At 56.0% G+C, this 20,629-nt stretch carries 19 protein-coding genes; 1 reads left to right on the plus strand and 18 read right to left on the minus strand.

Annotated elements, in window-relative coordinates; all coding sequences use genetic code 11:
- Positions 1-13: 13 nt before the first annotated feature.
- Genes BR04_RS13470 through BR04_RS13480 form a run of 3 tightly spaced genes read right to left on the minus strand, consistent with a single transcriptional unit; the run spans position 14 to position 2,198 of the window.
- On the minus strand, positions 14-928 hold the full coding sequence (locus BR04_RS13470) for an ATP-binding protein (RefSeq protein ID WP_496356542.1): 915 nt from the start codon (positions 926-928) through the stop codon (positions 14-16).
- The gene (locus BR04_RS13475) at positions 925-1,782 is read right to left on the minus strand and encodes a nucleotide-binding protein (RefSeq protein WP_496356543.1); all 858 of its coding nucleotides are present in this window, start codon (positions 1,780-1,782) and stop codon (positions 925-927) included. The genes BR04_RS13470 and BR04_RS13475 overlap by 4 nt, the downstream gene beginning before the upstream one ends.
- A complete protein-coding gene (locus tag BR04_RS13480; protein ID WP_496356544.1) occupies positions 1,779-2,198 on the minus strand; it encodes a DUF134 domain-containing protein in 420 nt (139 codons plus the stop codon). Before BR04_RS13480 ends, BR04_RS13475 begins: the two co-directional genes overlap by 4 nt.
- 153 nt (positions 2,199-2,351) lie before the next feature.
- Here BR04_RS13480 and BR04_RS13485 point away from each other — a divergent pair, with 153 nt between their 5' ends.
- Positions 2,352-3,107, plus strand: a complete 756-nt coding sequence (locus BR04_RS13485; RefSeq protein ID WP_496356545.1) for an HD domain-containing protein — start codon at positions 2,352-2,354, stop codon at positions 3,105-3,107.
- On the opposite strand, the gene minE is transcribed toward BR04_RS13485, so the two are convergent.
- From minE to murC, 15 genes are all read right to left on the minus strand, one after another.
- Positions 3,108-3,386 carry a cell division topological specificity factor MinE gene (minE, locus tag BR04_RS13490; protein WP_496356546.1) on the minus strand — a complete coding sequence of 93 codons (279 nt, stop codon included), beginning with the start codon at positions 3,384-3,386 and terminating at the stop codon, positions 3,108-3,110.
- 49 nt (positions 3,387-3,435) lie between these two features.
- Positions 3,436-4,242: a septum site-determining protein MinD gene (minD, locus tag BR04_RS13495; protein WP_496356547.1), complete on the minus strand. Its 807-nt coding sequence runs from the start codon at positions 4,240-4,242 to the stop codon at positions 3,436-3,438.
- Positions 4,243-4,294: 52 nt separating this feature from the next.
- On the minus strand, positions 4,295-4,966 hold the full coding sequence (locus BR04_RS13500) for a septum site-determining protein MinC (protein ID WP_496356548.1): 672 nt from the start codon (positions 4,964-4,966) through the stop codon (positions 4,295-4,297).
- Between the two features lie 239 nt (positions 4,967-5,205).
- Positions 5,206-6,774, minus strand: a complete 1,569-nt coding sequence (locus BR04_RS13505) for a hybrid sensor histidine kinase/response regulator (protein ID WP_496356549.1) — start codon at positions 6,772-6,774, stop codon at positions 5,206-5,208.
- Between the two features lie 38 nt (positions 6,775-6,812).
- Positions 6,813-7,949, minus strand: coding sequence for an alanine racemase (gene alr, locus BR04_RS13510; RefSeq protein WP_496356550.1), 1,137 nt, complete (start codon positions 7,947-7,949; stop codon positions 6,813-6,815).
- Between the two features lie 177 nt (positions 7,950-8,126).
- Positions 8,127-9,332, minus strand: a complete 1,206-nt coding sequence (locus tag BR04_RS13515) for a thiolase family protein (protein ID WP_496356551.1) — start codon at positions 9,330-9,332, stop codon at positions 8,127-8,129.
- 188 nt (positions 9,333-9,520) lie between these two features.
- Positions 9,521-10,213 (minus strand): anaerobic ribonucleoside-triphosphate reductase activating protein, encoded by a 693-nt coding sequence (locus tag BR04_RS13520; RefSeq protein WP_496356552.1) that lies wholly within the window; start codon positions 10,211-10,213, stop codon positions 9,521-9,523.
- A gap of 64 nt (positions 10,214-10,277) precedes the next feature.
- A complete protein-coding gene (locus tag BR04_RS13525) occupies positions 10,278-12,239 on the minus strand; it encodes a sensor domain-containing diguanylate cyclase (RefSeq protein WP_496356553.1) in 1,962 nt (653 codons plus the stop codon).
- Between the two features lie 19 nt (positions 12,240-12,258).
- Positions 12,259-13,020, minus strand: a complete 762-nt coding sequence (locus tag BR04_RS13530; protein WP_496356554.1) for a substrate-binding periplasmic protein — start codon at positions 13,018-13,020, stop codon at positions 12,259-12,261.
- Positions 13,021-13,063: 43 nt separating this feature from the next.
- Positions 13,064-14,806 carry a radical SAM protein gene (locus tag BR04_RS13535; protein ID WP_496356555.1) on the minus strand — a complete coding sequence of 581 codons (1,743 nt, stop codon included), beginning with the start codon at positions 14,804-14,806 and terminating at the stop codon, positions 13,064-13,066.
- 95 nt (positions 14,807-14,901) lie between these two features.
- On the minus strand, positions 14,902-16,128 hold the full coding sequence (gene ftsZ, locus BR04_RS13540) for a cell division protein FtsZ (protein ID WP_496356556.1): 1,227 nt from the start codon (positions 16,126-16,128) through the stop codon (positions 14,902-14,904).
- Positions 16,129-16,246: 118 nt separating this feature from the next.
- Entirely contained in the window at positions 16,247-17,473 is a 1,227-nt protein-coding gene (gene ftsA / locus BR04_RS13545; protein WP_496356557.1) for a cell division protein FtsA, read from the minus strand.
- 28 nt (positions 17,474-17,501) lie between these two features.
- A complete protein-coding gene (locus BR04_RS13550; RefSeq protein ID WP_496356558.1) occupies positions 17,502-18,347 on the minus strand; it encodes a cell division protein FtsQ/DivIB in 846 nt (281 codons plus the stop codon).
- Positions 18,322-19,257, minus strand: coding sequence for a UDP-N-acetylmuramate dehydrogenase (gene murB / locus BR04_RS13555; protein ID WP_496356559.1), 936 nt, complete (start codon positions 19,255-19,257; stop codon positions 18,322-18,324). The genes BR04_RS13550 and murB overlap by 26 nt, the downstream gene beginning before the upstream one ends.
- Positions 19,241-20,626, minus strand: coding sequence for a UDP-N-acetylmuramate--L-alanine ligase (murC, locus tag BR04_RS13560; protein ID WP_496356560.1), 1,386 nt, complete (start codon positions 20,624-20,626; stop codon positions 19,241-19,243). Before murC ends, murB begins: the two co-directional genes overlap by 17 nt.
- Between the last annotated feature and the right edge of the window lie 3 nt (positions 20,627-20,629).

Genomic DNA, 20,629 nt, shown 5'->3' on the forward strand with positions numbered 1-20,629 from the left:
TGGCTTTTCAGGCTTAAGGCTCCATGGGCATAAGGGGCTGCCGGGTTCGGGTTTCCGGAAGCGTCCCCAGCCTGTCTGTCACGTCTTTCCAGAGCTGGTGTATGGCCTGGGCGGCACTGCCTGAGGAAATTTCAGTCAGACTTTTCCCCTGGATCATGGCGGAGGAAACTTCCGGGTCAAAGGGAATGGCGGTGAGCAGGGGGATTCCCCTTTCTCTGGCCTCCTCGCCCATGGCATTCGCCATGTCAGGATTGAGATCCCATTTGTTGAGGGTCAGGCAGACGGGAATCCGCATTTTTTTACAGAGTCCTGCCAGACGGAGCATGTCATGGCGACCCGAGAGGGTAGGTTCCGTGACCATGAGCACGAGATCTGCACCCGTGAGGGATGCGATGACCGGGCAGCCGATGCCCGGAGGCCCATCCACCACAATGAGGGGAAATTCTCCTTCTTCAGCAAGGTGCTTTGCTTCCTTGCGCAGCAGGGTGACAAGTTTGCCGGAATTTTCTTCCGCAATGCCAAGCCGGGCATGGAGCATGGGGCCTCCCGCTGTTTCGGAATGAAACCAGGTTCCGGAAATGCGGGGGGCAAGGCTTATGGCAGCCGCAGGACAGAAATCATAACAGATCCCGCAGCCTTCGCAGCGTACAGGATCGATATGGGGCGGATGGGTGCTGGTAATGGCAGAAAAAGCACAGACCTCAAGGCAGGTACCGCAGTCCGTGCAGTGATCCGGGTTGATGGTGGGCAGGATGCCGCCGGAAAACTCCTCTGCTTTCTGAATCCTGTGGGGGACTACGAGGTGAAGGTTGGCGGCATCCACATCCGCATCCACCAGTACCCTGGAGGTGCTGAGGTGGGCCAGAGCCGCAGCCACACTGGTCTTTCCTGTGCCGCCCTTGCCGCTGAGGATGACGAGTTCTTTCATAATGCTCCCCCGGAGTGCGGATGGATACGGTGTTGCAGCTCTTTCCAGAGCTGTTCAAAGGCCTTGCGGAGACCGGGATCGGTATCGATCAGCTTTTCCCCCCTGGAGTAGGCTTCCGCATAGCTGCGTCTGAAGGGAATTTCCATGAGAATGGAAAGACCTTCCCGGCTGGCATAGTCCCTTATCAGGGTATTGCCTTCTTCCGCCCGGTTCACCACAATGCCGCAGGGAATGGAGAGGGATCGTGCCGTTTCCACGGCCAGGGAAAGATCATTCAGGCCGAAGGGCGTGGGTTCCGTGACCAGGAGAATGAAGTCACATTCCCGTACCGCCGCGATCATGGGGCAGGAGGTTCCCGGCGGCGCGTCAAGGATGAGGGGCCGATCCGCCAGAGCTGTCCGTCGCACGGCTTCGATGAGGGGAGGACTCATGGCTTCGCCGATCCGCATTTCTCCCCAGATCAGCTCATGAAGGCCCCACTGGGCGGTGTGCACTTCCCCCAGAACACGTTCCCCTTCTGAGATGGCCTTTTCCGGACAGATGCGGAGACAGCCGAGACAGGCGTGGCACATTTCCGGGAAGGTGAGGAGTCTGTTTCCGATGCGCACCAGGGCGGAAAAACGGCAGATGGCCTCACATGCACCGCAGAGGGTGCAGCGGGAACTGTCCACCAGGGGTACAAAGACGCTTTCCGGTCTGCTCCGTACGTCCTTCGGTCTGATGAAAAGGTGGGCGTTGGGTTCTTCCACGTCACAGTCCAGCAGGCGGACGGGCATGGGGGCGGAAGCGGCAAGATTCACGGCAACGGTGGTTTTTCCCGTTCCTCCCTTTCCACTGGCAATGGCAAGTATCATGGTGAAGACTCCCTGCAATGTTGGATTTCCGGATGGGCACAGCGGGGGCACTGTTTCGGTCTGCTCTCACCCGGATGGTGCTCAAAGGCCTTTTCACAGCCAAGGCACAGGAAGATGCGGGCTTTGCGCAGGGTATAGGCCCCGCCCTCCACCCGGATGGCCTTGCCGTGGATGAGAGCATCGGCCACGGTTTTCCGGGCACTTTGCAGAATACGGCCAAAGGTGGCCCGGGAGACGGCCATGCGCTCTCCGGCTTCAGCGTGGCTGTAATCTTCAAGATCGGCAAGGCGCAGGGCTTCGCGCTCATCCACGCTGAGGATAACTTCATCCAGATCCCGTAAGGGAATCCCCCGGGGTTTAAAGTAGCTGACTTCGGGTTGGGTGGCCACGATGCGGTTTTTTTTGGGACGAACCATAAAGCCTCCTGATATGAGCATATGCTCAATACTTGGGTTCATAAACCCGTTGAAGAAGACAAGTCAAGGAAAATTGTATTTCAAAAGCAGGCTTGAGCTGCGGAGGGCTGCCATGCTATGCATCGGTCAAGACAGAAAATACATGGAGGCTCCATGCAGGGAATTTATGATGAGATACGGGAACTGGCCCGGGCCATTGTCCGGACAGCTCCTGTCCCTTCCTTTTACCGGGAATGCGGGCTTTTTTTGGAAACGTCCATGCGTTTTTATGAAGAGGATCCCGGTGTCACCCGGATACGGGATGCTGTACTGCTGCTTTTGGCCGAAGACTGGGGGCATGGCATGGGGCACAGCCGCAAGGTGGCCCTGGAAGCAGGAGCCCTTGTGCTGATGGAGGCGGGAGATCGGGGTGTCACAAGGGAAGGACAGGTGCATCTGCTGCGTCTGGCCCAGTGTGCCGGGTTGCTCCATGATATCTGCCGCAAGGAGAGGGATCATGCGGAAAAGGGAGCCTCTCTGGCCCGAACCCTGATGAAAGAGGAGGGGTTTTTCGGGAAGGACGCCGAAAGCGTATGTGAAGCCATCCGAAGGCACGAGGCTTTCCGGGTGTATCCGGAGGCTTTGGGAGAAGAGGGGGAGCTTCTTTCCGCCTGCCTTTATGATGCGGATAAATTCCGCTGGGGGCCGGACAATTTTACCCATACGGTCTGGGCCATGCTGGAGGCGGGGCGTATCCCCCCCGGTCTTTTTCTGAAACGCTACCCTGAAGGCATTGCGGGTATTGCCCGTATCCGGGATACCTTTCGGAGCCGAAGTGGTCGTCGCTTCGGCCCGGAGTTTATCGATATCGGTATGGGGATTGCGGCCCGTGTTTATGTTGCTATTCTGGAGCGTTACGGAAGTTCCTGATCATTTTACCTGTCCCCGCTTCTTGGCGGCAATGATGGGGGTGTTGAGTACCAGAGCGGAAAGATCTTCCTGCCGGGTAATGTCCAGGCGGAGAGACGCTTTATCGATTTCAAAATATTTGGAAAGCACATCCACGATATCATTTTGAAGGTTCTGAAGCATTTCATCGGAGACTTCAAGCTTGTCGTAGATCAGGGCGAATTGCAGCCGTTTTTTGGCCACCTCACCGGGGGGTGCTTCTTTTTCCTTGAACATTTTTGAGAAAATGTTGTTCAGCATTTTAAAAAAACCCCTTTCTTGCCGGTGTTTCCCGCACATCCGGGTATTGTCAGGCTCTTTTGAGTCCGATTTTGGAGCCGAGACGGTTCCAGAAGCCCTTGCTGTCTTCCAGAGGATCGACAATGGGAACTTCCGTGTTCCCCAGAAGGCGCATGGCGATGCGGCGGAAGGCCTGTCCTGCCCTGGATTCCTTATCCAGCACAACAGGGGTTCCCGTGTTGGTGGATGTGATGACAAAGTCATCCATGCAGACAAGCCCGATCAGCTCAATGGAAAGCACATCCACCACATCCTTGTGACTGAGCATGTCGCCTGAGGCCACGAGGCGCGGTACAATACGGTTGACAATGAGTTTTGGGGTGATGGAACGGGCATAGAGCAGGCCGATGATACGGTCGGCATCCCGTACAGCCGACACCTCCGGTGTACAGACCACAACGGCCTCATCCGCGCCGACGACGGAATTCTCAAATCCCTGTTCAATTCCGGCAGGGCAGTCGATGAGTACCACATCAAATTCCTGCCGGAGTTTTTTGCACAGCCGTATCATATCGTCAGTGCTTAAGGCCGTCTTGTTGTCACTCTGGGAGGCGGGAATGAGAAAGAGGTTTTCGATGCGTCTGTCCTTGATGGAAGCCTGGTGTACCTTGCACCGGCCCTTGGCCAGATCCACAACATTGAAAACAATACGGTTTTCAAGGCCCATGACCACATCCAGGTTACGCAGACCGATATCCATGTCCACCACCGCCACCCGTTTGCCCTCCAGGGCGATGGCGGCACCAAGGGCGGCTGTGGTTGTGGTTTTGCCCACGCCTCCTTTACCGGATGTGATGACTATGATTTTTCCTTCCAAGGTTCACCTCTTGTGGTTTTATGTCGGAGCTGAAAAAGTCAGTTTTCGGGTCTCAGCGGTTTTCCAGCCAGGGTAATTTTGCAAAGGGCGGATTGTCCATATAATCCAGTACCACAATACCCTCTTCCCGGATGCAGGCATATCGGGGCGTGCGGCTTGTGGTGCCAAAGGGGCCCGTGCTGAAGGTATCACCAATATGAATGAGGGTGGGCCGGAAATCGAGAGCCACGATAATGGCCTCTGTCTTTCCCGACTGCCCTGCCATGGCCTTGCCACAGAGACTTCCCAGGACAATGATGTCACCTCCTGCAATCACCTCCCCGCCGGGGTTGACATCCCCCATGAGCAGCACATGACCTTTCTGCTGAATCCGCTGACCGGAGCGTACCCGGCCGCACATCATGACCATATCGCTTTTTCTGTTTTCCCAGGAGCGGTCAACCTCACGCTGGCGTTTACGGGTTTCCAGAGCTTTCGGAGGACTGGCTTCCACGGGAAAAACATCCGCAACCTGATATTTTTCAACGAGGAAGTCTTTGATCAGAGGCAGAAGATCCGCTTCTTTGCCACAGGCATCCACGGAAATACGCGCTCCGGATGCCAGACGTCCCATGCGTTCAAAAAGCGGTGTGATTTCGGCAAGCATCTGTTCTCTGGGCAGGAGGGTTCCGATATAAAGACGAAGTCCGTCCCCTACGCCTTTTAAGGATATGACCGGATCCATAAGCGTTTTTTGTCCCTTTCCGGAGGGCATTGGGAAAGATTCACCACAGGGAGCCATCCACCGGGAAATCTGCAAGCGCATATCCCTGCCTTCACATATCGAAGAAGGGCAGCATACCTGTCTGTACGGGTTTTCAACGGGGATTTCCTCTTTTTGTGAAGACAAAAAGTAAGGCGGCCTTTTTCCATACAAATTCTGGAGAATATAGAGAAAGGCAAGGGGGGTGTCAAGCTGGAGAGTCAGTCCCCTTTCATGAGTCGTGTGATGGCCTCGGATAATCCTTCCAGTGTAAAGGGTTTCTGGATGAAGGCCATTTTTCCCGGATAGGTTTCCTGCCCGTCCAGTCCGTCTCTGCCATAGCCGCTGGAGATGAGTACCGGCGGGAGGATATGCCGCTTGCCCAGTGCTTTCAGTACGGCCCTGCCATCCATATCCGGCATGACCAGATCCAGAATCAGAAGATCAATGGCCTCAGGGTTGCTGTCAAAAAGATCTATGGCTTCCCTGCCGCTGGCGGCGGTTGTGGGATTGTGCCCCATTTCTTCAAGAAGGTCTGCGGCCACATCCCGGACAATGTCCTCATCATCAACCAGCAGGATATTGAGGGCTGCACGGGAAAGGAGATCCTGTTTCTGGTCGGCAGAGGGCAGATGGATAAAAAAGGTGCAGCCCTGACCGGGAAGGCTGTGAACGGAAAGAATTCCCTGGTGGTTTTTAATGATGCTGAAGGCCGAAGCCAGCCCCATCCCCGTTGCCCTGCCCTTTTCCCGGGTTGTGAAAAAGGGTTCAAAGACCCGTTTGCGGGTTTTTTCATCCATGCCCACACCCGTGTCCCGGATCTGGATGCGGGTATAGGTACCGCTTGGCAGTTTGTGGGCCTGAACAAAGGCATCCCCGAGAAAGACGGCATCCGTTTCAATGAAGAGATCTCCCCCATCGGGCATGGCGTGGGAGGCTGCATTGATACAGATGTTTAAAATGGCCTGACGGATCTGGGCAGGGTCTACCACGACAGGTTTCAGATTCGGAGAGAGGCGTTGGTGTACCCGGATGCTTTTACGGCTGCGGGAGAAGATGAGCAGGCTGTCCTGAACCAGGCTGTTGAGGCTGCATTTTTGGGGATGGGCGTCTTCGTCCCCTGAAAACCCGAGGAGCTGGCGGGTGAGGTTTGCGCCATGGCGTACCTGTTCCTCAATTTTCAGAAGACGTTTCCATGCGGGGCTTTCGGGTTCAGTATGGAGCAGAATGAGGGAAACATTGCCCTGTATGCCCATGAGGAGATTGTTGAAATCGTGGGCGATTCCCGCTGCCAGGGTACCGATGGCCTCCAGTTTCTGGGCCTGTTGCAGCTGCTCTGTGAAAATGAGACGGTCTTTTTCCGCAGAGATTTTGGCGGAAGCATCCCGTGCGATTCCCCGGAAGCCCCGAACTTCCTGATCCGGACTTAGTATGGCGGAAACGGAGACTTCCAGGGGCAGGGTATGCCCTTTTTTGTGAAAGAGTTCCACAGAACTCAGTTCCTGGGGCCTGCCGGTTTCCAGAATTTCCCGGAAAATCCCGTTGAGACGCCGGGCCGACTCCTCAGGACAGAGAGCCATGGCGTTTTTACCCAGCAGTTCTTCGGATTCAAAGCCCGTGAGCCGTATCAGGCTCTGGTTGAAAAAGGAGAGCCTGCCCTGACGGTCTGTCTCAAAGAAGACTTCAGAGATACTGGCCAGGGTGGTCTGATACCGCTCTTCCAGCTTCTGGATACGGCTGCGGAGAAAGGTATTTTCCCGTTGCAGGGTTTCTTCTGTATCGGCGGTCATAAATCTGTTCCAGAGAAAATGTGATCCCTGATGATGTATCAGGTTTGGGTGGTGTAAACACGGGGAACCCTGGGCATCAGACCAGTAACCAGTTCATAGGCAATGGTTCCCAGGGTGTCGGAGAGGGTTTCGGCCAGGATCTCTTCTTCTCCGTCTTTTCCAATAAAGGTGACCACATCGCCTACGCGGACACCGGGAATACCACTGACATCCGCCATGCAGAGATCCATGCAGATGCGACCCCGCAAGGGGGCTTTGCGTCCCCTGACCAGCACGTCCGTTCTGTCGGAAAGCAGCCGGGGAAAGCCATCTCCGTAACCGCAGGCAATGCTGGCAATGGCGGAAGGCTTGGTGGCAACCCAGGTACGGCCATAGCTGATGGAAAAACCTGCGGGTACGGTTTTCAACTGTACGATTCTTGCTTTCAGGCTGAGGGCCGGTTCCAGGGGAAAGGCGGTTTTATCCATGCTGCTGTCGGGCTGTATGCCATAGAGGGCAATGCCGGGACGCACCATATCAAGATGACTTTCCGGAAGACGGATCAGGCCGGCACTGTTGGCCATATGGGCAATGGGAGGTCGCAGGCCCGTTTCTTCCAGTTTTTTCAGAAGACTGGAAAAGGTCTGGCTCTGGGTAAGGGCAAAGTCCTGAACCGGAGAATCCGCTGTGGCAAAATGGGTGTAGATCCCCTGAATACGGAGTCCGGGGAGGGCGGCGATTTTTTTCACCGTGACCACAGGATCCATCAGGGCCTGACCGGTAAACCCCAGCCTTCCCATTCCCGTATCAAATTTAAGGTGTACGGGCAGCCTCTTACCAAGGCTTATGGCCGTTTCCGATATGCGCAGGGCATCTTCCATGCTGTACACCGTAGGGGTGAGGCGATAGCGGATCATGTCCTTGATGTGGCTGGAGAGGGTGGAACCGAAGACCAGAATGGGGGCGGCAAACCCTGCGGTACGCAGATGAATCCCCTCTTCCATGCGGGCCACCCCAAGACTGGCGGCCCCATTGGCCAGGGCTGTCCTGGCCACGTCCGCAGCACCATGACCATAGCCGTCCGCCTTGACCACAGCCATGAGGGAGGCTTTGGGAGATGTGGCCCTGCGCAGGGCACGGATATTGCGGGCAATGGCGTCCAGCCGTATTTCTGCCCAGATCAGATATTCTTCCATTGCCGCTCTCCCTAGAAAAAGACCCCTTTGGGTGTGAAGACTCTTCTCTCCTTATGGCCTTGGAGGAAGGCTGTCAAGGGAAGGGGAGAGGAATGGTACTTGGCGGTGTGTCATAAGTCTCTTTGTACAAAAAAATCCCGGAGGATAGCCTCCGGGATTCATGGGATCAGGGAAAAATCAGATGTCGAGGGTCCAGAGGGAGCTCACCGCAGGGCCCCCGCCCACGCAAAGTGATGCACCACCGAGGCGTGCCCCCCGACGTTTCATTTCATGGTAGAGGGACACCACGATGCGCAGTCCCGTGCAGCCCACAGGATGTCCCAGAGCGATGCCTGAGCCGTTGGCATTGACCTTTTCCATGTCAAGCGTCATGCCGAAATCCGCTTCCAGCATCCGGCCCACACCCAGCCACTGGGCGGCAAAGGCCTCGTTGATTTCCCAGTAGTCGATGTCATTGAAGGAAAGCCCCGCCTGCTTCAGGCACTTGGGGATACAGACCGCAGGCCCGAGGCCCATGACTTTGGGGGCGACCCCCATGTCGCAGATATTGACAAGCTTCATGAGGGGCTTCAGGCCCAGTTCCAGGGCGGCCTTTTTAGACATGAGCACCATGGCCGCAGCCCCGTCGTTGAGGCCTGAGGCATTGGCCGCCGTGACCACACCGCCTTTTTTGAAAGCTGGGGGCAGTTTGGCCATGGACTCCGCGCTGGCATCGAGAATGGGGTGTTCGTCCGTATCAAAGAGCAGCGTTTTTTTGCGGGAGGCGATTTCAACGGGCACAATTTCTTCCCTGAAAACGCCCTTTTCAATGGCGGCCTTGGCCCGGAGGTGGCTGGTGAGGGCCAGGGCATCACATTCTTCACGGGTGATGCCGTACTGTTCGGCAATGTTTTCCGCAGTCAGCCCCATGTGACCGGGAACCAGCTCATCCACAAGGCCGTCATGGAGCATCTGGTCTTCAATCTGACCCGGCCCCATGCGATAGCCCATGCGGCCCTTGGGCAGCATATAGGGGGCATTGGTCATGCTTTCCGTTCCCACTACCAGGGCACTCCGGGTTTTTCCGAGCATGATGCTGTGGGCTGCCACCTCAATGGCCCGCATGCCGGAAGCGCAGTTCTGGTTCACGGATACGGCACTGCTTTCCGGGGAAAGGCCGATGCGCATGGAGACCTGCCGTGCGGGCAGGGATCCCTGCATACCGGGAAAAACCTGTCCCATGCAGATTTCATCGATCTGATCCGCAGCAAGGCCTGCCCTTTCGATGGCGTGGCGGCCTGCGGTCATGGCCAGATCCCGTGCGGAAACATCTTTGAGACCACCCATGAATTTCGCAATGGCCGTGCGGCAGGCGCTGACAACAACAACTTCCTGAACTTCCATGCAACTGTCCTCCAAATTGGGGGTAAAATGGGAAAATAGGGTCTATAAATAAGGGCTGTGCCGTATGATCATGGTGAAGCCCCGCCGTCCTGAAACGGAAGACCGGGTTCGGATGCCCGGATCTTCGGTGTGGACGGTGTACAGGGGTGAAGAACACTAATCAGAAGAAGGGGGGGATGTCAATGGCTTCAGCGGATTTCGCAGCAGCCCACATGGGGGCGGAGGAGATTTTGGAGGGTCTCCATTTCTCCTGCAGTCAGGCCCCGTCCCTTTTTCTGGAAAAAGTGCGTGTTCAGCAGGGAGACATCGGAAAAATGCTGGAGGCTGTAACGGTTTGCTCCCCTGACAAGGGGCAGAACCTCCAGAATGTTTTCCTCCGTAATAAAAGGATAGACGCAGGTGCTGCGGAATTCATGATCCAGGCCGCTTTGAAGAATCAGCTGAATGCTGGCTTCAATCTCTTTTTTTACGGGAAAGGAGACGAGGAGGGGGGAATACCGTGCCGGGCTGGTTTTGATATCCATGGCGATGAAATCCACAAGTTTTTCCCGGATCAGTCTTTCCAGTATGTCTGGCGTGGAACCATTGGTGTCCAGTTTGACGGGATAGCCCAGATCTTTCAGCTTGCGGCAGAACAGGGGAAGATCTTCCTGGAGGGTAGGCTCTCCCCCTGTAATGGCAACACCTTCCAACAGCCCCCTTCGTTTTTCCAGAAAAAGAAGAATCTCCTTTTCCGGAAAGTTCTCCCCGGTTTTCATGGGAATGAGACTGGGGTTGTGGCAGTAGGGACAGTGGAAATTACAGCCCTGGGTGAAGATCAGTGCCGCAATTTTTCCGGGGAAATCAATGAGGGAATTTTTTTGAAGGCCGCCAATATCCATGCAGGAACCGATCCTTACGCAAGAAGGGAAAAATTTTCCCCCCGCCTCCGGTGGCAGGGGGCATTCAGGATGGGACAGAAGGGGGATGGATGCCATTTCCCCCCCGTTTTTTAACCGTGTACATCCGGGCTTCGGTCTCTTGCAGCAGGAGATCCGGACAGCGCAGGCTGTCCCTGGGGGCACTGACCCCCATGCTTACAGTGAGTCTGAGTCCGGGGATGGTGAGGTTTTCCATGGCATGGATACGTTTTTTCATGCGCAGGGCTGCGGTACATCCTTCTTCAAAGGGCGTTTCCGCGAGGTGTACGGCAAAGGTATCCCCATCAATACGGGCCAGGGTATCACAGTTTCTCAGGATATGGGTAAGAAGTCCGGCCAGATCAGAAAGGATTTTATCCGCAGCCGCATGACCATAGCGGGCATTGATCCCCCGGAAATCATCCACATTCAGAACCAGCAGGGTGAAGGTACTGCCATAGCGGCAGAAGCGGTTGGTTTCCCGTTGCAGCAGATCCATGAAGCTGCGGCGGTTTGGAAGTCCTGTGAGTCTGTCCGTATGGGCCATATGGCGGAGCTGGTTTTCCAGCTGATGCAGACGGGTTCTGTCCGTAAAAAATCCCCGGATACTGAGGAGGGTGCCATCACTTGCTTTTTCAGGGTAGGCGCAGATACTGCCGTGGCCGATGCTGCCGTTTTTTTTCCGGAAGCGGACGGGAAAGTCTGAAATACCGCCTTCCAGGAGGTGGTTTTTGAGAATTTTTCTGTCCTGGCGATCCAGATAAAAGTCCCGTGCAATGTCATCCATGTGCTGGATGAGATCCTGGGGGGAATCGTATTCCAGGATCTGGGTCATGACAGGGTTGACGTCGAGAAAACGGCCTTCCGGGCTGGATGTGAAAATACCCGTTGGTGCCTTCAGAATGAGGGTGTGCAGCTCTTGTTCAAGAGAACGTCTGGCCTCCTCAATGTGATAGCGTTCTCTGGCCATCCGGATACAGAGGGTGATCAGGGGAGGGGGAAGCTCACTGCTTTTCGGTAAGGGGGCGGAACCTTTCTGGCAGACATCCAGAACATGGGATTCCAGATCCTGGGATTCCCGCTGGATCTGGCGGTAGCATCGGAAATGCAGAAAAAAAAAGGCAAGCAGGAGAGCTGCCATGAGAAGCAGGGCTGCATTGCGTCCTGGTGCGCCGGGTATGTGCCAGTTTGTATCGGGAATCCCCTGGAGAATCCGCCACTGAGGATTTTCAAGCAGACGGCTGCTGATCCCCAGGGCTGGAGCACCGGTTTCCGGGGGCAGCAGATGGCGTTCCTCGCTGAGCATGGCAACCAGGGTTTTGGGATTCTGCATGAGTTGCACAATTTTTTCCGGATGGGAGGCGGCGATGGTATGCCCGTTGGGTGCCAGGATGGCCATAAAGCCTCCTTCCGGAAGGGCAATGTCTGAGATGAGATCCTGAAAGGTTTGGGTGAGAACTTCCATGCCCAGAACCCCCCATAGGGTACCGGATACCGGATCCTGCATGGCGAGAACCAGGCTGACGACTTCCTTGCCTGTGGGCATTTCTGTGTACGGGGGGGTCCACAGCGTGCGTCCCGGATCCTGAAGGGCGTGCCGGAACCAGGGCCTGCGCCGGGCATCATACCCTTCGGGAAGCTCTCCTCTGGGTTCAAAGAGCAGGGTTCCATCATGACTGGCGTAAAAAACATAATGCACACTGGGATGCAGGCGCAGGAAATGCCGGAAATAAAAACGTACCCTCTCTGTGAGCATTTCTTCTCCCTGAAAGAAGGGGAGAAGTTCCGGATCGGAGGCCAGGCTGTTCAGAAAAACATGGAAGTGGGAAAGTTCATGTTTAATTACCGTATCGATGAGGGTATCCATCTGAAGTTTTGAGGCCTTACGGCTTTGTTCCAGAAAAAAGGCCGCGTTGCGGGTATCCCCCAGATGCCCCAGAAAAAACAGGGCTGCGAGGGCAAGACAAAGGAAGAGAAGCGCCTTGGATCGGCAGAAAAAAGGAAACATGGAATTCCCTTGAGCAGGATTAGGGTAAAAATGGGGGATCGTGAAAATAGCGTTTGAGAAGGGCTGCATGGGCATCTGAGCGTTTAAAGTCTTCCAGGGCTTTGGAAAAGTCTGCCACGGTGCTGTCCTCTATCCGCTTGCGGTTGAAAATCAGATACAGACCATCCACCTTGATGGGATGCAGGGGAAGGGGCAGGACATTGTCAATGCCTTCCTGATTCACAATGTAGTGGCCATTGTGCTGTTCCGCCACAAGCATATCCAGTCGGCCCGCCGCCAGTTTACGGAAGTTCAGTGTGTCACTGTAAGCCTCTTCCGGAAGCCCCACACTACGCAGAACCTTCCAGAATTCGGGGGTGTAGGAATAGCCCGCAACCACCCCCACACGCCTGCCCTGAAGATCGGAGAGGGAGGTATATTCCATTCCCGTGTTCTTTCGTACCCAGATCACCCAGGGGCTTTCCGTGAGGGGGATGGGCGGATATTTGGCAAAGGCGAGGCGGTTTTCCGCATAATTGGCGGAAAAAAGTCCGTCAGCCTGACCCGTTTCCAGCATGAGGAGTGCCCGTTTCCAGGGATAGGCATGGATGATATGGATGGGAATGGCCGCTTCTTTGGCTACGGCCCGTACCAGATCTGCACTGAAGCCGACAATCTGTTCCTGCCCCTGGATCTGGTAGGGGGGCCAGATGTCGCAGACCAGGGTGAGGGGGTCACTGCACGCAAGGTTGTAAAAAAAGGAAAGGCTGAAAAACATGAGGAGAAAAGCGTGCCGGATCATGGTCATCCTCCTGTACGGGTTTGCGGGTGCAGTATAGGGGATTTCAGGGGAGAGGGGAAGTTTTCTCTGTCGTCCTTTTTTCACGGCAGATGCGGCAGGAGGCGCAGTCTGTCATGGGACAGGGCGGGCTGGACAGGGCCTGACGGGCTTTTTCCCTTTCTTTTTCCAGAAAGCTGCGGCGGATACCGTTGTCAATGATTTCCCAGGGCAGATAGGCGTGGGGGCTGCGTTCCGCAAGATAGGGAAGGGGATTGATGTCTGCGGCTTTGCAGGCCCGTTTCAGGTCGCCCCCTTCCTGCCAGAGGGCTGTAATGAGGCGGGAGATGTCCCGGTCTCCCCTGGCAAGGAGGGCCTGGAGGATGCTGTTTTTCGGATTTTCATCGTGGAAGCGGATATTGGGTACGGGGCCGAAGGCTTTGCGCAGGTCTTTTAAAATGGCCTTGAGATGGGCTTCTGTCTGCATGGCGGCCCACTGGAAGGGCGTAAAGGGTTTGGGCACAAAGGGGGAAACTCCCACCGTGATGGTGCCCATATGGCCTTTCTGGCGGCTGGCTTCCAGAAACCGGGCCTTCATGTCCAGCACGAGATTTTTGAGGGCAAGAATGTCTTCCGGGGTTTCTTCGGGCAGCCCCACCATGAAATAAAGCCTGAGGTTGGGAATACCCGCAAGAACGAGACGTTCTGCCGCGGAAAGAATGCTTGCTGTGTCCAGACCTTTGTTGATGACACGGCGCAGGCGTGGACTGCCAGCTTCCGGAGCAATCGTGGCGGTTTTGACCCCTCCTGCGACCAGGGTTTCCAGAAGGGCGGGGGTGAGGGCATCGGCCCTCAGGGAGCTGAAGCTCAAAACGAGTTCGCCTTCCCTGGCGATGGCACAGATGCGGTCAATGTCCTTGAGATCCGAGACGGCGGTTCCCATGAGTCCGGCCTTCATGTTGCGGTTTCTGGCTTCGGAGAGTGCGGCTTCCAGAACATCCCTGTCCCGGAAGCGGGGAGGGCGGTAGACAAAACCTGCGGAACAGAAACGGCAGCCATGGGGACAGCCCCGGCTGACTTCGATGAGAAAGGTGTTGGGAAAGGCACTGTTCGGGGAGGTGATGGGACTGCATGTGACATTCCGGGAAGCGTCTGCATCAAAGACCCTCTGGATACGGCGGGGGAGATCCGGAGCATGGCTCAGGCCGGAGATTCGGCCCTGGGCATCACGGAGGGGGCTGTAGAACTGGGGAACATAGGCACCCTGCATTTCCCTGGCGATGTGATGCAGAAGTGTTTCCCTGGGGTGTTCCCGGTATCGGGCGAGGAGGTCAAAGAAGGGGTGGGTCAGGGCCTCGGCTTCACCGATGAGAAAGCAGTCAAAGAAGTCGGCCAGGGGTTCGGGGTTGAGAAAGGTGGCGACGCCACCCGCCAGAATCAGAGGATGGTCTGGACTCCTGTCCTCCCGCAAAAAGGGGAGGGAGCATCGGTTCAGAATTTCCGGGATACGGGGGTAGTCATTTTCAAAGGAAAGGGAAAAGGCAATGATGTCGCAGTGCTGCAAGGGGATTCCGGACTCCAGGCTGCGCAGGAATCCATCGGGTTTTTCCGGGAGGACAAAACGTTCACAGGCCAGCTCTTCCCGCTGATTGAAGAGCTGGTATACGGCCTGAAACCCGAGATTGGCCATGGCAACGGCATAGGTATTGGGAAAGACAAGGCCCACCCGCATCCGATCCCTGCTGTCCTTGCGGATGACACCGGTTTCAGACAGAGGGATCTCGGAGGCTGGGACGGTTTTTCTGGCCATGGGTTCTAAGGTCTTCGGTTTGGTTCAGTCGTGATCGGCAAACGGTACTTTTCTGGTTTTTCTGCGAAAGAAAAGCTGGATTTTTCCCAGAAAGTTCAGTCTGCCTTGCGGCGCAAAAAAGTGGGGATTTCCAGATCATCCCGGTCGATGCTGCCCTTTTTGATTTCGGGAATGTCCTGGACGCCGCCTGTAAAATCATCCCCTGCGGCTTTTTTGCGTGTGATGATGCCGGAATCATGGAAATTCGGATTTTCCAGATCCTCCTGGGTCACATCCCGGATCTTTCCACGGGCCGCAGCAGCGGGAGCTTTGGTGGCCTGGGGACGGTGCAGCAGGACATTGCTGGCCCTGGCCTGCATTTCTTCCTTGGTACCGATACCTGTAGCAATGACGGTGATGTGCAGCTCATCTCCCAGGCTCTCATCCAGAGCATGGCCCCAGATGATGTCCGCATCATCTCCTGCTTCCTCATGGATGCGATCCATGGCCTCCGTCATCTCATCCATGGTGATTTCACTGGTGGAGGTGATGTTCATGAGCAGGCCCTTGGCACCGGCAATGGAAATATCCTCCAGCAGAGGATGGCTGATGGCCCGCTCTGCGGCTTCCACAGCCCGGTGCTCGCCCGAAGCAATACCAATCCCCATCAGAGCCATGCCTGCCTTGCTCATGGTGGTGCGCACGTCGGCAAAGTCCAGGTTGACCAGACCGGGAAGCATGATGAGATCCGTAATGCCCTTGACGGAATGGTGGAGAATTTCGTCAGCTTTTTTAAACATATCCACCATGCGGGCATTTTTGCTGGCAATGCCGCGCAGCCTGTCATTGGGGATGGTGATAACGGTATCGGCTACGTTTTTCAGCTCTTCCAGTCCCTCTTCCGCCTGCTTGAGCCGTTTTTTCCCCTCAAAACTGAAGGGCCTTGAGGCCACGGCAACGGTGAGGGCCCCCAGTTCCTTGGCAATGCGGGCAACCACAGGAGCTGCACCCGTACCCGTCCCCCCACCGAGGCCCGCCGTGATGAAGACCATGTGGCTGTCCTTGAGTGCTTCCCGGATTTCCGCCTCGCTCTCCGTGGCGGCTTCTCTGCCCACGCTGGGATTGGCGCCTGCACCAAGTCCTTCGGTGAGGGTGGAACCCAGCTGGATTTTAATGGGAGCCTTGGAAATATCCAGGGCCTGGGCATCGGTGTTGGCGGCAATGAACTTAACGCCCTGCAGGTTGGCATCAATCATGTTGTTGATGGCGTTACCTCCGGCCCCCCCGACACCGATCACCTTGATTTTTGCGGTTTTTTCATTTTCTACATAGGTAAAGCTCATGTCCCCTCCTCCTTATTTGCAGTCCCCTCTGACCCCTGACAGAATAGGCAAAAATTTTTATAAAATAGCCTGATTTCAGGAGCGGGATGGACTCAGCGCCTGAAATCGGTTTGAATTTTTATACCGCATTTTGAAACCAGGCCTTCATTCTGGCCACAATACTGGCAAAAAGCCCCGTTTCCCGAGCCTTGACCTGGGTGCCTTCACCCTGCTTGGCTCCATATAGCACAAGGCCCACGGCGGTGGCAAAATTGGGATCCTGAATCACATCCTTGAGACCGCCCACGCCTCTGGGACGTCCGACCCTGGCGGGCAGGTTGAAGATGGATTCTGCAAGCTCCGTAATGCCGTGGAGCAGGGCGCCTCCCCCTGTGAGGACAATGCCCGATGAAATATGGCTTTCCATACCTGCCCGGTAGATTTCACGTTTGAGCAGGCTGAGGATTTCTTCGGTTCTGGGTTCGATGATTTCTCCCAGGATCTGGCGGGGAAGTTTTCTCGGATCCCGTCCTGCCATGCCAGGGACTTCAATATTTTCCTCCGGATGGATCTCTTCGGAAAGACAGGTGCCATGCTGGATTTTAATCCGTTCGGCATCGGCAATGGGGGCACGCAGGCCGATGGCGATGTCGTTGGTCAGGTTGTTGCCGCCCAGGGGCAGGATAAAAGTATGGCGGATGTTGTTGCCTGAAAAGACGGCCATATCGGAGGTTCCGCCGCCAAAATCGATGAGGGCGGTTCCCAGCTCCCGTTCTTCGGGAGACAGTACCGATTCTCCGGAGGCCAGGGATTCAAGGACAATGTCAATAACTTCAAGACCGGCCTTGTTGCAGCATTTGACAATGTTGTGGGCCGAAGCCACAGCCCCTGTGACGATGTGAATTTTGGCCTCAAGGCGGACCCCGGCCATGCCCACAGGATTCTGGATGCCGAAGTGGTCATCCACAATGAACTGCTGGGGCAGTACATGGATAATTTCCCTGTCCGTGGGAATGGCAACGGCCCGTGCGGCCTCAATGACCCGGTCCACGTCCGCTTCCGTCACTTCCGGCCCTTTGATGGCAATGATGCCATGGGAGTTGAAGCCTGTGATGTGGCCCCCTGCAATACCGGCGTAAACCCTTCGGATCTCACATCCGGCCATGAGCTCGGCTTCTTCCACGGCTTTTCGGATGGAAGAAACGGTGGCGTCAATATTGACCACCACGCCCTTGCGCAAACCGATGGAAGGATGGGTACCAATACCGATGATGTGGACTTCCTTGCCGGAAACTTCCCCCACCACAGCGCAGATTTTGGTGGTTCCGATATCCAGGCCTACAATGATGTCGCCGTTTGCGTTCACACATCCCTCCTTTTTCTGCCGGTGGGCTTCACGCCGCAGCCGGTATCACGACCACCCGGTCCGGCCGGACGAGATCGATGGTATCCATGGGTTCTGTCTGCTTCCGTGTTCTGCGGTACTGCAGCAGGGCACGGAGCTTTGTGGTTTTTGTCCTGTAATCTGAAAATCCGAAAAGAATACGCCCGGCAATATCCGTTCCGACAAGCCCCAGGCCAATGTCCGGATCCACCCAGAGGGTGAAGGGGGGGGCGCCCAGCAGATCCGGTTCCGCTTCCAGAAGATCGAGAAGGGTGCAGGCCTTTGCAAACCAGAGTTTTGTATCTTCTGCATCCGCCATGGGCAGCCCTTCTATGCGCACCCTGGCCTCGGGGTCTTCCGCTTCCACCTCTTTGAAAATCCGGCCCTCCCGGTCTGCCCAGAAGGCGGTTTCCGGTATGAAGGCCGGCAGGAGAATGGCGTAAGCCTTCTCTTCTGTGATGCGGATCTCCAGGGTATCGGGCAGTCTGCGCTTCAGGGCCGCTTTGTGGATCCAGGGGTGGCTTTCCAGCCTGAGCCGTGTGAGGTGCAGGTTCAGAGCCAGGAGATTGGCCTTTTCCGGAATGGCCGTCTGACGCACAATGCTTTCTTCGTCCAGATGGTCGGCACCGAGAATACGGATGCTGCGGATCTGAAAATATGCGGACTGGGTGATGAGATCGTGGATAAAAATCAGTCCCAGAGCCAGCAGTACAAGGCCGCATATCCGGCTTCCCCAGATTTTGATGCCCCTGTTCACCGCAAAGGATCGGGGCTCCTTTTTTTTCCGGTTGGGTCTGGAACCCTTGTGCCGGGTCTTCCGGGATGCGGGTTCAGCAGAAAGAGGCTTCGCCGACAATGCGTACCTCCCTTTCCAGCAGAATACCGCAGTTTTCAAGAATTTCTTTTTGGATCCAGTCCATGAGGGAAAGGATGTCCGATGCACGGGCCTTGCCCTGGTTCACAATGAAGTTGGCATGTCTGGGAGATACCATGGCGTCTCCCTGCTGCATCCCTTTAAATCCTGCGGCATCAATGAGATGTCCTGCGGACAGGGTGCTGTCGGGATTTTTGAAAATACAGCCTGCGGACGCTGCTGCCACGGGCTGGGTGGCCTTGCGGTGGTGCAGGGCGTTCCGGATTTTCTGCCGGAGCTCCCGGGCATTTCCCGGCATGAGCTGCCAGCGGGCTTCCAGAAGGATGCGATCTTCTGCCGGGGTATCATCCTTCCAGCGGAAGCTCCGGTATGCGAAAGAAAAATCCCGGGAATTCAGGGTGCGGATACGGCCATCCTTTTCACAGACGGTGAGGCTTTCCAGATGCACGCAGCTTGCCGCTTCCCGTGTTCCCGCATTCATGGCAATGGCTCCCCCAACGGTTCCGGGTATACCGGCCAGCCCCTCAAGACCGGCCAGTCCCTTGACCGCCGCATGGAGACAGACCCGAGGCAGTTTGGCAGCACATCCGGCAATGAGAAGGTTTCCTTCCGTACGGATACTCTTGAATCCAGCCCCAAGACGCAGCACAAGGCCCCGCATTCCCCCATCCTGCACGAGAAGGTTGGTACCATCTCCCATCACAAAGAGGGGGAGCCCCTCTTCCCTGGCCATCCTCACCACAGCTCCCAGGCTTTCCGCATTATCGGGACGGCAGAAAAGATCCGCCCTGCCGCCTACCCGGAAACGGACATGGGAGGCAAGGGGTTCATTCTCCAGAAAGAGATCGGGAAAAGACCGGAGAAATTTCTGGTAATCAGGCGGCCGTTGCACGGGAAAGTACCTCCGCCAGGGTTTCACCGACCTGATAGACATTGCCTGCTCCCAGGGTCAGCACCACATCCCCCTTTTCAATGAAATCCTGCAAAAGGGGCAGAGGATCGCTTCCTTCTCCCACACAGACCACCTGACGGTGACCATGGGCCTTTACCCCTTCGCAGAGCGCCATGCCAGTGATGCCTTTTATGGGGGCTTCCCCCGCAGCATAGACGGGCAGCATGAAAAGGGCGTCGGATTCATAGAAAGCGCGGGTGAAATCATCAAAGAGAGCTGCGGTACGGGTGTAGCGGTGGGGCTGGAAAAGCACCACCAGCCGTCTGTCTCCATAGCATTCCCGCATGGCATCCAGGGTGGCCCGGATTTCCGTGGGGTGGTGCCCATAATCGTCCATGATGGTGATACCAGCAATTTCGGCCTTGATTTCCATGCGGCGGGCGACCCCCGTCACCTGGGCCAGGGCTTTGCGGATCTGTTCAAAATCAATGGAAAGCTCACAGCCCGTGGCAATGGCGGCCAGGGCATTGGTGACATTGTGGAGACCGGGCAGGTTCAGGGTAATGTCTCCCAGTACCCTACCCTGATGCAGAACGGTGAAATGGTGTTTCATGCCGTCTTTGCGGATGTCTTTGGCCCGGTAATCCGCCTGACGGGAAAGGCCGTAGGTGACAAAACGCTTACGGATGCGGGGAAGAAGATTCTGGACATGTTCATTGTCCAGACAGAGGACTCCCATGCCGTAAAAGGGAACCTTGTTGATGAATTCCACAAAGGCCTCTTTGATGTCTTCAATGCCGGTGTAGTGATCCAGATGCTCAAGATCAATGTTGGTGACCACGGCAATGGCCGGACTCATGCGGAGAAAGGAGCCGTCGGATTCATCGGCTTCGGCGACGAGAAAATCGCCTGCACCCAGCCGGGCGTTGGTTCCCAGGCTGTGCAGCTTACCGCCGATGACAATGGTGGGATCCAGCCCCCCTTCGGCCAGCACGGCGGACATGAGGTTGGTGGTGGTGGTTTTACCGTGGGCTCCGGCAATGGCCACCCCGTACTTGAGGCGCATCAGTTCAGCCAGCATTTCTGCCCTGGGAATGACGGGGATTCCCCGTTGCTGGGCTGTGAGAATTTCAGGATTGTCCGCTTTCACGGCAGAAGAGATGACCAGAACATCGGCATGTGCTGCATGGGAGGCGGCATGGCCTTTGAAAATTTCTCCTCCGAGGGCCGTAAGCCTCCGGGTGATGTCCGAGGAAACCAGATCCGATCCCGAGACCCTGTAGCCAAGATTGATGAGGAGTTCGGCAATGCCGCTCATGCCGATACCACCGATGCCGACAAAATGAATATGATAGTTTTTCTGGTACATGGG

It is taken from the genome of Desulfobotulus sapovorans DSM 2055 (assembly GCF_059569355.1).